This is a genomic window from Mesorhizobium sp. M8A.F.Ca.ET.208.01.1.1 (assembly GCF_004791315.1).
GTDB lineage: Bacteria > Pseudomonadota > Alphaproteobacteria > Rhizobiales > Rhizobiaceae > Mesorhizobium.
Genome location: NZ_SRUT01000001.1, coordinates 1,937,712 through 1,951,253, shown reverse-complemented (window position 1 = coordinate 1,951,253; position 13,542 = coordinate 1,937,712). Strand labels below are relative to the sequence as shown.

General features: G+C 63.2%; 14 protein-coding genes. 5 read left to right on the top strand and 9 right to left on the bottom strand.

Going from position 1 to position 13,542, the window contains the following annotated elements:
* The first annotated feature begins 148 nt into the window (after positions 1-148).
* Positions 149-445, top strand: coding sequence for a type II toxin-antitoxin system RelE/ParE family toxin (locus tag EN851_RS10035; protein ID WP_135929086.1), 297 nt, complete (start codon positions 149-151; stop codon positions 443-445).
* Between the two features lies 1 nt (position 446).
* Positions 447-746 carry an addiction module antidote protein gene (locus EN851_RS10030; RefSeq protein ID WP_135915302.1) on the top strand — a complete coding sequence of 100 codons (300 nt, stop codon included), beginning with the start codon at positions 447-449 and terminating at the stop codon, positions 744-746.
* A 48-nt stretch (positions 747-794) separates the two neighbouring features.
* Here the strand turns inward: EN851_RS10030 and pepN are convergent, their stop codons facing one another.
* The gene (gene pepN / locus EN851_RS10025; RefSeq protein ID WP_135915303.1) at positions 795-3,440 is read right to left on the bottom strand and encodes an aminopeptidase N; all 2,646 of its coding nucleotides are present in this window, start codon (positions 3,438-3,440) and stop codon (positions 795-797) included.
* 272 nt (positions 3,441-3,712) lie between these two features.
* Between pepN and EN851_RS10020 the strand changes: the two genes are divergently transcribed.
* Complete coding sequence (locus EN851_RS10020; protein ID WP_127871356.1) at positions 3,713-4,678, top strand: DMT family transporter; 966 nt, start codon at positions 3,713-3,715, stop codon at positions 4,676-4,678.
* On the opposite strand, the gene EN851_RS10015 is transcribed toward EN851_RS10020, so the two are convergent.
* From EN851_RS10015 to EN851_RS10005, 3 genes are all read right to left on the bottom strand, one after another.
* Positions 4,679-5,491, bottom strand: a complete 813-nt coding sequence (locus EN851_RS10015; protein WP_127871357.1) for a helix-turn-helix transcriptional regulator — start codon at positions 5,489-5,491, stop codon at positions 4,679-4,681. It abuts the gene before it with no gap.
* 54 nt (positions 5,492-5,545) lie between these two features.
* Positions 5,546-6,415, bottom strand: a complete 870-nt coding sequence (locus EN851_RS10010; RefSeq protein WP_135929085.1) for a uracil-DNA glycosylase — start codon at positions 6,413-6,415, stop codon at positions 5,546-5,548.
* A 61-nt stretch (positions 6,416-6,476) separates the two neighbouring features.
* Complete coding sequence (locus tag EN851_RS10005; RefSeq protein WP_135919565.1) at positions 6,477-7,121, bottom strand: hypothetical protein; 645 nt, start codon at positions 7,119-7,121, stop codon at positions 6,477-6,479.
* Positions 7,122-7,341: 220 nt separating this feature from the next.
* Between EN851_RS10005 and EN851_RS10000 the strand changes: the two genes are divergently transcribed.
* Both EN851_RS10000 and EN851_RS09995 read left to right on the top strand, forming a co-directional pair.
* Positions 7,342-9,021, top strand: coding sequence for an electron transfer flavoprotein-ubiquinone oxidoreductase (locus tag EN851_RS10000; RefSeq protein ID WP_135929084.1), 1,680 nt, complete (start codon positions 7,342-7,344; stop codon positions 9,019-9,021).
* A gap of 141 nt (positions 9,022-9,162) precedes the next feature.
* Entirely contained in the window at positions 9,163-9,759 is a 597-nt protein-coding gene (locus tag EN851_RS09995; protein ID WP_127278150.1) for a DUF922 domain-containing protein, read from the top strand.
* A gap of 53 nt (positions 9,760-9,812) precedes the next feature.
* Here the strand turns inward: EN851_RS09995 and EN851_RS09990 are convergent, their stop codons facing one another.
* From EN851_RS09990 to EN851_RS09975, 5 genes are all read right to left on the bottom strand, one after another.
* Complete coding sequence (locus tag EN851_RS09990) at positions 9,813-10,823, bottom strand: endonuclease/exonuclease/phosphatase family protein (protein ID WP_189521800.1); 1,011 nt, start codon at positions 10,821-10,823, stop codon at positions 9,813-9,815.
* 135 nt (positions 10,824-10,958) lie between these two features.
* Positions 10,959-12,419, bottom strand: coding sequence for an AMP nucleosidase (locus EN851_RS09985; protein ID WP_245520716.1), 1,461 nt, complete (start codon positions 12,417-12,419; stop codon positions 10,959-10,961).
* Between the two features lie 116 nt (positions 12,420-12,535).
* Positions 12,536-12,730, bottom strand: a complete 195-nt coding sequence (locus EN851_RS09980) for a hypothetical protein (RefSeq protein WP_127871363.1) — start codon at positions 12,728-12,730, stop codon at positions 12,536-12,538.
* Between the two features lie 39 nt (positions 12,731-12,769).
* On the bottom strand, positions 12,770-12,925 hold the full coding sequence (locus tag EN851_RS36260; RefSeq protein ID WP_167531191.1) for a hypothetical protein: 156 nt from the start codon (positions 12,923-12,925) through the stop codon (positions 12,770-12,772).
* Positions 12,926-13,136: 211 nt separating this feature from the next.
* Complete coding sequence (locus EN851_RS09975; protein WP_127871364.1) at positions 13,137-13,478, bottom strand: DUF2147 domain-containing protein; 342 nt, start codon at positions 13,476-13,478, stop codon at positions 13,137-13,139.
* Positions 13,479-13,542: the final 64 nt, after the last annotated feature.

Sequence of the window (13,542 nt, the reverse complement as noted above, 5' to 3'; positions counted from 1 at the left end):
AATCGACTTAAATAATGCTGAATCGACCCAATGCCCTTTTGAGCGCGACCCTATGGCGAGGGCTATGTGACAGAAGGCGAGTCGGATAAGAGCGGACCGATCCTTGAGCTTTCCTTGACGGGATGTAGTTTATAAACTACAAATCCCTATGATCGATCTAAAGCAGACCGAAACGTTCCGAAAATGGTGGATGCGGCTAAAGGATGAGCGCGCTCGTGGCGCGATCTTTGCCCGGCTTGACCGTCTTGCTTATGGGCATCCGGGAGACGTTGAGCCTGTGGGAGAGGGGATAAGCGAGTTGCGTATCCACCATGGCCCCGGCTACCGCGTCTATTTTCAGAAGCGGGGCAACACGATCATCGTCCTCCTGTGCGGCGGTGACAAAGGCACCCAGAAGAAGGACATCAAGACGGCGAAACGTCTGGCACAAGAATGGAGCGAATGAGATGGCTGAGAAACTGACGACCTTTGATCCGGCTGAAGGCCTGACCTCCGATGAGGCGATTGCGGCATTCATGGCGGAAGCGTTTGCTTCCGAAGATTCTGGCTATATCGCGCATGCGCTGGGTGTCGTTGCGCGCGCTAAGGGCATGGCCCAAATAGCGAGCCAGACGGGACTTTCGCGTGAACAGCTTTATCGCTCGTTCAGTGAGAACGGCAATCCGACACTAAAAACCACGATTGCAGTGATGAAGGCCCTTGGAATCGAGTTGACCGCAAAGGCACAGCCCCATCAGTCGGTTTGATAGGCGCCGGGCACAGGAGAACTCCCCCATAGGCAGCGGAGTCTGCATTCACGCCAACGTGCGCTCGACGATATCGCGCAGATCCGCCGAGAGGTTTTCGGCATTGGCGATCGAAACCAGCGCTTCCCTGGCCTTTGCCTGCCGGCCCGGTTCGAGCGAACGCCAGGACCTGAGCGCCGTCGCCAGCCTTGCCGCCACTTGCGGGTTGCGTTTTTCGACCTCGAGCACCGTCTGCGTGAAGAAACGGTAGCCTTCCCCGTCGGCGCGGTGAAAGCCGGTCTGGTTGGCGCTGGAGAATGTGCCGATCAGCGAGCGCACCCGGTTCGGATTGCCCATCGAGAAGCCCGGATGAGCGGTCAGGGAGCGGACCGTGTCGACAGCCTGCGGCCCCGGCACGCCGGCCTGGATCTGGAACCATTTGTCCATGACCAGCGGGTCGGACGCATATGTCTTTTCGAAAGCCGCCAGCGCTATTTTCGCATCCGGCGATCCGTGGTGACGATGCGCGAGCACTGCCAATGCGGCCGCGCGGTCGGTCATGTTGGTCGCGGACTGGAAATGCCCGGCCGCCAATGCCGATCCACCGGGCAGCAGCGAGAGATAATCCAGCAGAATGTTGCGCAAGGCGCGTCGTCCCGCGCTCGCCGCGTCGGGGCTGAAAGCGGTCTTGTCGGCAAGGCTGTCATAGAGGCCGGAAAATATCTCGCCGTTAGCCGTGGCGATCGCCAGCGCTAGCGCCTGGCGAGCTGAATGGATGGCGTCCGGATCGATGTTCTTGCCGATGTCACGCGCGATGTCGGCGTCGCCAGGCAGCGCCAGGGCCAGGGCCCGATAGGCTGGCTCCAGCGTCTCGTCGCTGGCGATGTTGCCGGCAAGCTCGGTCAGCTGTGAGGCGAAATCCGGCTGTTTGCCGCCGAGGGTCTGGCGGAAGGCCGCGATCAGTGCATCGGTGAGCAGGGTGTTGAAGGCCTGCCAGCGCGAGAAGGCGTCGTCGTCATGGCGAGCGAGGAAGAACTGGTCAGCCGCCTTCTGCTCGACCGACAGCGTCACTGGTGCCGAAAAGCCGCGGTTGAGTGACACCGCCGGTCGTTCGGCAACGCCGGAAAAGCGCACCATGTGACGGCGCTTGCGGACATGGATGACACCGTCCTCGACGCTCGCGCCCTCGACGCCGCTATAACAGACAGGTTTGCCGCCGGCGCCGATCAGCCCAAAGGCGAGTGGTATATGCATCAGCCGCTTGCGGCTTTCCGACGGTGTCGGCGGCACCGACTGCTCGATCTCGAGCGTGAATTCCCGCGCGGCAGGATTGTGCGTCGAACTCACGGTCAGGTTGGGCGTGCCCGCCTGGTGATACCAGAGCGCAAATTGTGAAAGATCGCGGCCGGACGCCTCCTCGAACACCTTGATGAAGTCCTCGATGGTCGCGGCTTCACCGTCGTGGCGTTCGAAATAGAGGTCCATTCCCGCGCGAAAGGCCTCGGCCCCGAGAATGGTGCGGATCATGCGCACCACTTCGGACCCCTTTTCGTAGACCGTCGCCGTATAGAAATTGTTGATCTCGCGGTAGCGGCGCGGCCGCACCGGATGCGCCAGCGGTCCCTGGTCCTCGGGAAACTGGTGGGCGCGCAGCGTGCGCACTTCGGCGATGCGCTTGACCGCGCGCGAGCGCTGGTCGGCGGAGAACTCATGATCGCGGAAGACCGTCAGCCCTTCCTTCAGGCAAAGCTGGAACCAGTCGCGGCAAGTGATTCTGTTGCCTGTCCAATTGTGGAAGTACTCATGCGCGATGATCGCCTCGATATTGGCGAAATCGGCGTCCGTCGCCGTCTCCTGGTCGGCCAGGACGTATTTGTCGTTGAAGATGTTGAGGCCCTTGTTCTCCATCGCGCCCATGTTGAAGTCCGACACGGCGACGATGTTGAAGACGTCGAGGTCGTACTCGCGGCCAAACGCCTCCTCGTCCCATTGCATCGACCGCTTCAGCGCGTCCATCGCGTAGCCGGCGAGCGCCTCCTTGCCGGGCTCGACATAGATGCCGAGCTCGACCTTGCGGCCGGACAAGGTCACGAAACTGTCGGCGACCTGGCCGAGATTGCCGGCCACCAGCGCGAACAGGTAGGACGGCTTGGGGAAGGGGTCGTGCCAGCTGGCATAGTGCCGGCCATCGGCGAGATCGCCGCTCTCGACCGGATTGCCGTTGGACAGGAGCAGCGGCGCCTCGTCGCGCCGCGCCTCGATCCGCACCGTGTAGACGGACAGGATATCGGGGCGGTCGAGGAAGTAGGTGATGCGGCGAAAACCCTCCGCCTCGCACTGCGTGCAGTAAACGTTGTTCGAACGGTAAAGGCCCATAAGAGCTTCATTGCCGGCAGGCGCCAGTTCGGTTTCGATCAGCAGCTGGAAACGACGTGCGGCCGGCGGCTTGAGCAGCGTCAGCTGGTCGGGGCTCGCCAGCAGATCCGCCGCTTTCACCGTCTTGCCGTCGATCTCGACGCGCTTCAGCGTCAATCCATCGCCGTCGAGCACCAGCGGAGCCGATTCCGATATGCCCTCGCGGCGCTCGACGGTCAGTATCGCGGTGACGACCGTGGCCTGCGGCGAAAGACGGAAGTCAAGGTTGGTTTCCGGAATGAGGTAGTCGCTGGGGCGATAGTCCTCGAGTTTGAAGACCTGGCCTGTGTCAGTGCGCATTCCCTGGCTTTTCCTGTCTTTTCCGGGGACCGGACATGGTTTGACTGGTCCAAAAAAATTCAAAGTCCGCGCTCTTTACACGAAACATACCCTCGACAAAACTGCGCCAGAGCCTAATTCAGGCCTTCCTTTCGTCGTCGCGAGGCAGTCATGACCGCCGTCACACCGAAATTCGGGATGGGCGCTTTCGTTCGGTGCGCCGACAATGTCCCGTTCTGCCATTTCGAGACCCGCAACGTGCCCTCGACGGCGGGCAGAGACGCATTGCCAAAGTGACATCAGAAGCGAGGCCGCAACCAGAGACGACGGGTGGCCACGGCACGCTGAGAGGCATCGTGCTGAAGATCGTCTCCGTGACGGTCTTTGTCGGCATGCAAACCTGTATCAAGGCGGCAGGCGACGTGCCAGCGGGGCAGATCGTCTTCTTCCGTTCCTTCTTCGCCATCTTCCCGATCATCGCCTTCCTGGCATTGAAAGGACATCTGGCCACCGCTTTCGCCACGAAGCGTCCCTTCAACCACATCACGCGTGGCGTCGTCGGCGTCGGTGCCATGGGGCTCGGCTTTTTCGCGCTTACCAGGCTGCCGTTGCCTGAGGCGATCACCCTGAACTATGCACAACCGCTGCTGGTCGTGGTGTTCTCCTCGGTCTTCCTTGGCGAGACGATCCGCGTCTATCGCTGGAGCGCCGTCGCCATCGGCCTCATTGGCGTGCTCATCATTTCCTGGCCGGAGCTGACGTTGCTCAATTCGGATGAAGGGCTCGACGACCAGGAGGTCCTGGGCGTCATGGCCGCGCTGATGGCCGCGGCAATCTCGGCTGTCGCCATGCTGCTCGTGCGCAATCTCGTGCAGACGGAGAAGACGGCCACCATCGTGCTGTGGTTCTCGTCGACGGCGAGCGTGCTCTCGCTGCTGACGCTGCCCTTCGGCTGGCAATCGCTGACGCCAACGCAAGCCGCGCTGCTCATCATGGCCGGCTGTTGTGGCGGCCTCGGCCAGATCTTGATGACCGCGGCCTATCGCCATGCCGAAGCCTCGGTCGTGGCGCCTTTCGAATACACCTCGATGATCCTTGGGATCGTGGTTGGCTATCTCGTTTTCGGTGACGTGACCTCGTCCGGCACGCTGGTCGGTGGTGCGATCGTGGTGGCCGCCGGCATCTTCATCATCTGGCGCGAACGGCAACTGGGTCTGGAACGCACCCGCACCCGCAAGGCGGCCCTGCCGCAGGGGTGATCAGGACCGTTCCGACCGCTCCTTTGCCAGGCGTACCAGCGCCGCCCGTGTCTGCTCATCGGCCGGGAAAAAGGATTCGATCGCCAGTTCCGACAAGGTCACATCCAGCGGTGTGCCGAAGACCGTGATGGTGCTGATGAACGACAGCACCTGATCGCCATGGGCAAGCCTCAGCGGATGGACGATCGCATTCGGCTCGACCGGCGCCGGCCGGCTGCCCTTGACGCCTGAAGGATAGCCGCGCAGTTCGCGCTCCAGTTCGACCAGCACCGGATCGCCGGTGGCATCGTTCTGGCGCTTGAGACGCTCGATCAGGTGCGTGCGCCATTCCTGCAGGTTGACGATGCGTGGCGCGATGCCGCCGGGGTGCAGGCTGAGGCGAAGCACGTTGACCGGTGGTGTCAGCAGCGAAGCCTCGCCGACATCGGCAAGGAAAGGGGCGATCGCGGCATTCGCCGAAACCAGGTTCCAGTGCCGGTCCACCGCCAGCGCCGGAAATGGCTCATGCCCCTTGAGTACGGTCTCGACCGCCGCCATCGCCGGCGCCAGCGTCGTATCGGTGAGCGGCCGTTCGCCGAAGCTGGGCGCAAAGCCCGCGGCCAGCAGCAACTGATTGCGCTGCCGCAGCGGGATCGCCAGCTGCTCGGCCAGATGCAGCACCATGTCGCGCGAGGGTGCGGCGCGTCCGCTTTCGACGAAGGAGAGATGCCGCTGCGAAATTTCGGCCTCCACGGCGAGGTCGAGCTGGCTCATGCGGCGGCGCGTGCGCCATTCGCGGATGAGACTGCCGGCGGAGGTCTGCGAGCTTGTCATGGCCGCATGACTAGGCCGACGCTGAAGGCATTTCAATTACCTGCGAGGTCATCGCTAGCCGAGCGCCCGCAGCTTCGCCTTCACCTCGAGAAAGTCCCGCCATGCCAGCTTCTTGTGCGCGGGCGTCCGCAAGAGATAGGCCGGATGCAATGTCGGCATGGCCGGAATGGCAATGCCGGACGCCGTGGTGTGGACGCGCCAGTTGCCGCGCAGCCGCAGGATTCCTTCCGAAGTGTTGAGCAAGGTCTTGGCCGACGGACCGCCGAGATTGATCAGCACCTTGGGATTGACCAGCTCGATCTGACGCTCGATGAACGGCCGGCAGATTTCCGTCTCGTGCGGCGTCGGCGTGCGGTTGCCGGGTGGCCGCCAGGGAATGACATTGGCGATGTAGGCCGAGTTGCGGTCAAGACCGATCGCGGCCAGCATGCGGTCGAGCAGGCGGCCCGAGCGGCCGACGAAGGGCAGGCCTTCAATGTCCTCGTCACGGCCGGGGGCCTCACCGACCAGCATGACAGCGGCTTGCGGGTTGCCGTCGGCGAATACGAGGTTCTTGGCGGTGGCCTTGAGATTGCAGCCCTCGAAAGCGGCCATGTGCTGGCGCAGCTCGTCCAGGGACACTGCCGCGGTCGCCAATTGGCGCGCCAACGCAGCCTGCGCCTCGTCGGGCACGGCCGAGGTCGGCGGGCGCGGGGCCGGAGCATCCGGCACGGCGCGCGCATCGAATCGCGGCGGAGCAGCGGGCGGCTCCGGTGCGCTGCTTTCGCGTGGCGTCGTGGTCGGCATGCGCTCCGCCGGCTTCGGCGCGGCCTCCGAGAACCGGTTTACCGGCGCATCCTCCAGAGCCTCGTCCACACCCACGCTGGCATAGAAGGCGAGCAGATCGGCGAAATCGACCGGATTGTTGGGAGAGGCGGCAGTCATGGCCGCACCATCGTCCGGGCGGCGTCAATTTGCAACCTCGGCGAAGGCGGTTCGCGACGGTCTAGCCTGTGGGTATGCGTGGATCCTGCACGAGATAGAAGGTCCATCGCGGCGTGTAGTCGGTCATCAGGAACTCGAAGCTGGCGGTCTTCAACGGGTCCACCTTGCCGTTTTTGAACAGCAGCCGGTCATAGGGTTCGAAGTCGCGGTCGAAATCGGCGAAATTGCTCGACCAGATATTGTCCGGCGTCTTGTTGCGCTGGTCGAACGAAAGCCCGTCCCCGAACACGCTTGGCTGATCCAGTATTTCCTGCAGCTCGAACTGGAACTCGATCCAGGCCTGGCCGCTGTTGTTGAGCACCTCAAGGCGCATATACATGATGCCGTTGGCAAACTCTCCAGCCTTGCCGAATGTCTGGATCGGCTTTGTAGTGCGGATGGTCAGCGTCACGGGTGTCGCCGAATTCAGCTCTTCGGTGATGACAAGCGGATCGTCCTTGGTTCCGATGCCGGAGGCTCCGGTGATGCGGAAACCGCCAAGCTCGTCGGAGAATGAGTACGCGCCTGTAGCCCAGACCTTCACTTCATCTGCGACGGCATGGCCCGGCGCCAACGCCAGAAGGGCCAAAATAACCGCCCGGCAGGCCCGGCAGGGCGTTGATGGAAAGCGCGTCGAAGAGAAGCCGCCTGGCCCGGGAATGCGCATGGCGGGAAGTATGGCCGATAAGCAAGCCGTCGAACAATAGAAAACGCAAGCTTGAGGGGCCGCGCCGCGCGGAAACGGCTTGGCTGCCGCGGAATGCGCGACTTTTTGGCCAAATCCGCATTGTCACGTATGCGCCGGTTTCCTGTCGCCAATTGATGCGCTATGCAGCGCAGGAGCCAGCAAGATACGCCAACGGCGGCAAGCGAGTGCGGAGGGGTTGATGAGCGATATCGAACGCGAAAGCATGGAATTCGACGTGGTCATCGTCGGTGCCGGACCGGCCGGCCTTGCCGCGGCCATCCGCCTCAAGCAGGTCAATCCCGAGCTTTCCGTCGTCGTGCTGGAAAAAGGCGGCGAGGTCGGTGCCCATATCCTGTCGGGCGCCGTGGTCGACCCGATCGGCATCGACCGGCTGCTGCCGGGCTGGCGCGAGGAGAGCGACCATCCGTTCAAGACGCCGGTCACGGCGGACCATTTCCTGGTGCTCGGCCCCGCCGGTTCGTTCCGCCTGCCCAACATCCTGATGCCGCCGCTGATGAACAACCACGGCAACTACATCGTCTCGCTGGGTAACGTCTGCCGCTGGCTGGCTGGCAAGGCCGAGGCGCTTGGCGTCGAGATCTATCCAGGCTTTGCCGCCGCCGGCCTGCTCTACAATGAAGAAGGCGCCGTCACCGGCGTCGTTACCGGCGACATGGGCGTCGAGAAGGACGGCACGCACGGTCCGGGCTTCGCGCCGGGCATGGCGCTGATGGGCAAATATGTGCTGATCGGCGAGGGCGCGCGCGGTTCGCTCGCCAAGCAGCTGATCGCCAAATATAACCTCTCCGATGGCCGCGAACCGGGCAAATACGGCATCGGCCTCAAGGAACTCTGGCAGGTCAAGCCGGAGAACCATCGGCCGGGTCTGGTTCAGCATTCCTTCGGCTGGCCGCTCGACATGAAGACCGGCGGCGGTTCGTTCCTGTATCATCTGGAGGACAACCAGGTGGCTGTCGGCTTCGTCCTCCACCTCAACTACAAGAACCCCTATCTGTCGCCCTTCGAGGAATTCCAGCGCTTCAAGACCCATCCGGCGATCGCAGGCACGTTCGAGGGCGCCAAGCGCCTGGGCTACGGCGCGCGCGCCATAACCGAGGGCGGCTGGCAGTCGGTGCCGAAATTGTCGTTCCCGGGCGGTGCGCTGATGGGATGCGCGGCCGGCTTCGTCAACGTGCCGCGCATCAAGGGCTCCCACAATGCGGTGCTGTCTGGGATGCTGGCGGCCGATCATGTCGCCAAGGCGATCGGCGCCGGCCGTGCCAATGACGAGCTTTCCGCCTACGAGGAAGCCTGGCGGGCGACCGACATCGGCAAGGACCTGAAGAAGGTGCGCAACGTCAAGCCGCTCTGGTCGCGTTTCGGCACCATCATCGGCGTCGGCCTCGGCGGCCTCGACATGTGGCTGAACACGCTGTTCGGCGTCTCGCCCTTCGGCACGCTGAAGCATGGCAAGGCCGACTATGCGACGCTCGAGCCTGCCGCCCAGCACAAGAAGATCGCCTATCCGAAGCCGGATGGCGTGCTCACCTTCGACCGTCTCTCCTCGGTGTTTCTGTCCAACACCAATCACGAGGAAAACGAACCGGTCCATCTCATCGTCGGCGACATGGCGCTGCAGCAGCGGTCGGAGCACGATGTCTTCGCCGGGCCTTCCACGCGTTATTGCCCAGCGGGCGTCTATGAGTGGGTGGACACGGATGGCAATGCCGCCGCCGATCCGCAGGCCAAGGACGTGCGCTTCGTCATCAACGCGCAGAACTGCGTCCACTGCAAGACCTGCGACATCAAGGACCCGAACCAGAACATCAACTGGGTGCCGCCGCAAGGTGGTGAAGGACCGGTCTACCAGGGCATGTGACCCCTGCGCCGCCGGGCTGTCCAGGGCGCGGCGGCAGAAAAAACGCCGCGGAGCGCTGGCTGCGCGGGCATGCAGCACAGCAGAACCGTTGAAACGATCACCGGCTTGTGGTTCCCTTCTCCAGGGACAAGGAGAAGGCCGATGCGCCGGACAGTTCTGACATGCCTCATCGTCATCGGAACACTGTGTGCGCCGGAGGCCTGGGCTGGCACCAGGGCAATCGTCCAGACTCGGACCTACGACATCAAGGGAAGCTCGGGTACGGCCTTCATCGAGGCGATGGACAGCAAGGGTCCCAAGCATGGCTTCATGACGCATGCCATCGCCACAACTGCCTATACCGTCGACTGGGATCTCGGCGGGGGGCAGGACAACGGCTTCTGCCGGCTGCGGCGGGTCAACGGCACGCTCAATCTGTTCTACACCTTCCCTCGCGTTGGTTCGCCCATGACGCCAGCGCTGAAAAGGCGGTGGAACAGATTTTTCGCCGGTGTTCGCGCCCATGAGGAAACGCATGGGCGCATCGCCAGGAAGATGATGCGCGCTACGGAACGGTCGATAGCCGGCCTGCGGGTTGCCAACGACCCATCATGCGACAAGACGCGCCGCGAGGCTCGGCTTCGCATCAAGACCGTCTATGCGGAATATGAGGCCAGGCAAAACGCTTTCGACCGGCGCGAGCATAGCGATGGCGGCCATGTCGAACATCTGATCGCTGCCTTGATCGGGAAACCTTGAACGCGCAATCCATTCGCCATCTCGACGCTTCTGCGCTGCGCGGCGCGTGTAAGTCAGCCCTGCGGCTTGGCTGACAAGCCGCTCGCCGCGAGCGCCGTGGCGTGCCCATCCCCGGGCTGCTTCTGATCCGATCGAACCGTAAATTCGACCAGCACCGGCAGATGGTCGGAGCCGGTATCCTCCAGCCGCGTCGATGACAGGATCTTCAGCCCGCCCTTGCTGAACACCTGGTCGATCGGCAGGCCCGCATAGCGGCGCAGGAAGTCGGGCAGTGTCCGGTGGATCCAGGTCGGGCCGGCTGAAGGCATCAGTGTCAGCCCGCCGAGCGCCGCGACCCGCCGCACCGCCGCACTCCAGGGCACGGCGTTGCAGTCGCCGGCCAGGATCGCGGTCTCGCCGAGCGCGGCCAGTGGCTGCGCCAGTTCGCCGATCTGCCAGTATTGCTCCTTCGGCCAGGGCCAGCTCAAATGGATCGCGGCGACATCGACATCGCTCCCGCCAAAGTCGATGGTGGCGGTCGCCATCGCGCCGCGCGGCTCGCAACGCGGCGCGGTGTCGGCGGCAAACGGCCGGCGCGACAGCAGCGCCACGCCGAACATGCCGTTCGGGTAGGGGCAGAGGATACGGTAGGGGTAGGCGCTGGCGATGTAGCCAAGCTCGGTCGTCCACATCGCCGACACTTCGTCGAGGGTGATCACATCAGGATTGGTGCGGCCGATCAGTGAGAGCACTTTCTTCGGTGTCGGGTTGTTGAAGCGCAGGTTCATCTGCAGCAGGCTGTAGACGATCTGGTCGGCGGGCTTGGCAACTGCTGGCTGCGGCCACAGCCTGGGCAGTGCGTTTGCCGTCGTGGCCAGGCAGGCGATGGCGAAGAGCAGTGCCGCGGCCGCCTGCAGCCGGTAGGAACTCGCAAGCAGCGGCAGCGCCAGAAGCGCCATCACCACACTGAAGTGAATGCGGAAATGCGAGAAGGAATCGAAAGCGGGGTGCAGCGCGCCGAAAAACCCGGCCAACAAAGCGGCCGACAATACCGTTATCGCCAGGAATACCAGCCCAGCCGTCATGTTCAAGCGCGCGCCTGTTGTCATTGAGGTCGTGTCTGCCGAATGCCGCCTGCCGATCCGTTCGATTTTGCTTGTCCGCCAAATTACGGCCTGAGCAAGACGACCAATTGCCTCGCCGAGGCTTCGCACGACCGCCTACTGGAACGCTGTCTCCGAAAAGCTCCTGAGCTTGCGCGAATGCAGCCGCTCCATCGGCATCTCGGCCAGCTTCTCCATCGCCCTGATGCCGATGGTCAGGTGCTGCGCCACCTGGCGTTTGTAGAACTCGGTCGCCATCCCAGGCAATTTCAACTCGCCATGCAGCGGCTTGTCGGAAACGCACAGCAGCGTGCCATAGGGCACCCGGAAGCGGAAACCATTGGCGGCGATCGTGGCCGATTCCATATCGAGCGCGATCGCGCGCGACTGTGACAGGCGCTGCACCGGTCCGCGCTGGTCGCGCAGTTCCCAGTTGCGGTTGTCGATGGTGGCGACGGTGCCGGTGCGCATGATGCGCTTCAGGTCATAGCCAGACAGGCCGGTGACCTCGGCGACTGCTTCCTGCAGCGCAACCTGGATCTCGGCCAATGGCGGGATCGGCACCCAGACCGGCAGATCGTCGTCCAGCACGTGATCCTCGCGCACATAGGCATGCGCCAGCACATAATCACCCAGTGCCTGAGTGTTGCGCAGCCCGGCGCAGTGACCAAGCATCACCCAGGCATGTGGCCGAAGCACCGCGATATGGTCGGTGATGGTCTTGGCGTTGGAAGGACCCACGCCGATATTGACCATGGTGATGCCGCCATGGTTGGGCTTCTTCAGATGGTAGGCCGGCATCTGCGGCAGGCGCTGTGGTGCTACGCCTTCGCTGGGCGCACTCTGCCCGGCCCGGGTGATGACGTTGCCGGGTTCGACAAATTCTGTGTAGCCGTCGCCCCCCTTTTCCATCAGGTCGCGGGCGCGGGCGACGAACTCGTCGATGTAGAACTGATAGTTGGTGAACAGCACGAAGTTCTGGAAATGCTGCGGGCTGGTTGCGGTGTAGTGCGTCATGCGGTGCAGTGAATAGTCGATGCGCTGCGCCGTGAACGGCGCCAGCGGCCGGGGCTCGCCGAAGGCGACCTCGAACGTGCCGTTGGCGATCTGATCGTCGGTACCGTCGAGATCCGGCACGTCGAACAGGTCGCGGATCGGCCGCTTGATGCGCTCGGCAGCGGCGCCGTCCACATAGGTGCCTTCCAGGAAAGCGAAATGCAGGGGAATCGGCGTGGTCGATTCCGAGACGGTCACCGACACGCCGTGATTGCGCATGATCAGCCGAAGCTGCTCGATGAGGTAGGTCTCGAACAGGTCCGGCTGGGTCACCGTGGTGGCGAAATGGCCGGGCGTCGGCATGTGGCCATAGGCCTGGCGCGAGTCGACCTGGGTGAACGAACTCGTGGTGACGCCGATCTCGGGGTAGAAGGCCCGGCAGCGCTTGCTGCTGTCGCCGCCGGCGGCAAGGGCTGCGAAGGAATCGCGAAGGAACTTGGTGTTGCGGTTGTAAAGCACCTTCAGCGCGGTAACGGCCTTTTCGGCATTGTCGAAGCTTTGCCGGCCAAAAGGCTCGGGCATGACGACTGATTCGATGGCTTGGGGGTAGATTCGCTTTTCCATGACTCAATATAGAGACTTGGGGAGGCGGTTGGGAGGGGGCTCGCCGCCGAAGGCGCTCAAAGCGCCATTTTTCTTCAACCCCGCTGCAGGCTGACCAGCAGCACGAACCCGACGCCGGACTTTCTGAGCGCCGGCGCCTCGATCGTCGAGCCGGCATCGGCGCGCATCATCGGCACCGCCAGGACCGGAGCGGCCAGGAGCACCAGGATAAGCGCCGCCCTCGGCAGGAGCCGGAGGGTCTTGGCGAGGTTGGCGGCGATGCGGTTCATGATGTCTGTGCTTTTCTTTTCGAGGTCTGGTTCTCTGTTTCAGTGGCGAAGGTTGGTCGGGCAGGCGAGGTGGCACATTCTGGCGGCTTCCTCCCAGGAGCGGGGGGACCGGGCCGCTTCGGCGACGAGGATGGCGAAGAACATCCCAAACAGGCTCATCAGCAGGCAGACGATGGTGAAGCGGCGAGCAAGCATCGGGTCCGTGTCTCCTTCAACACGCAGGAGAATGCCCTGACGCCTCTGAACCGGCTCTGATGCCGGCGTTCATCTGCGGTTCAAATTGATTGACGGGACATTGGCTGGGTCGCCGCCGGCCCGAACGGACATCGAGGTCACAGTCAGCGCGTCGATAAAACGAAAACGGGGCCCGCTGGGCCCCGTTTTGAGATCGCAAGGAGATGGACGATCAGAGCTTGTGCCAGGTCTGGCTCTTGCAGATCAGTCCGCCTAGCACGCAACCGCTCATCTTGAGCGAGGTGCCAGCCAATGTCGCCTTGCCGGAATAGGTCTTGTCGTTTGCCGGATCGGTGATGTTGCCGGTATATTTGTTGTCGCCGGCCGCCTTGAGCGATCCGATGGTCTTGCCGGCATATTTACCGGACTTGAGCGTAATGGAAAATGAATCGCCGCCTGAAATGGCCGCGGTGTCGCCTGCCTGCGTTTTCCAGTTGCCCTCGATCGGATCGGCCCATGCCGCGCCGCTCAGCATCAAAGTGGCCGCCAGGGCCAGGCTCACTTTTCGAAACATGTCTTCCTCCGTTTGGATAGCCGGCCGGATGCTCCGCCTCGCCGGTCTGCCGCTTACGCAAACG

Coding starts and splice junctions, on each gene's coding strand:
- EN851_RS10035 (WP_135929086.1), top strand. CDS start 149: ATGATCGATCTAAAGCAGACCGAAACGTTCCGAAAATGGTGGATGCGG.
- EN851_RS10030 (WP_135915302.1), top strand. CDS start 447: ATGGCTGAGAAACTGACGACCTTTGATCCGGCTGAAGGCCTGACCTCC.
- pepN (WP_135915303.1), bottom strand. CDS start 3,440: ATGCGCACTGACACAGGCCAGGTCTTCAAACTCGAGGACTATCGCCCC.
- EN851_RS10015 (WP_127871357.1), bottom strand. CDS start 5,491: ATGACAAGCTCGCAGACCTCCGCCGGCAGTCTCATCCGCGAATGGCGC.
- EN851_RS10010 (WP_135929085.1), bottom strand. CDS start 6,415: ATGACTGCCGCCTCTCCCAACAATCCGGTCGATTTCGCCGATCTGCTC.
- EN851_RS10005 (WP_135919565.1), bottom strand. CDS start 7,121: ATGCGCATTCCCGGGCCAGGCGGCTTCTCTTCGACGCGCTTTCCATCA.
- EN851_RS10000 (WP_135929084.1), top strand. CDS start 7,342: ATGAGCGATATCGAACGCGAAAGCATGGAATTCGACGTGGTCATCGTC.
- EN851_RS09995 (WP_127278150.1), top strand. CDS start 9,163: ATGCGCCGGACAGTTCTGACATGCCTCATCGTCATCGGAACACTGTGT.
- EN851_RS09990 (WP_189521800.1), bottom strand. CDS start 10,823: ATGACGGCTGGGCTGGTATTCCTGGCGATAACGGTATTGTCGGCCGCT.
- EN851_RS09985 (WP_245520716.1), bottom strand. CDS start 12,419: ATGCCCGAGCCTTTTGGCCGGCAAAGCTTCGACAATGCCGAAAAGGCC.
- EN851_RS09980 (WP_127871363.1), bottom strand. CDS start 12,730: ATGAACCGCATCGCCGCCAACCTCGCCAAGACCCTCCGGCTCCTGCCG.
- EN851_RS36260 (WP_167531191.1), bottom strand. CDS start 12,925: ATGCTTGCTCGCCGCTTCACCATCGTCTGCCTGCTGATGAGCCTGTTT.
- EN851_RS09975 (WP_127871364.1), bottom strand. CDS start 13,478: ATGTTTCGAAAAGTGAGCCTGGCCCTGGCGGCCACTTTGATGCTGAGC.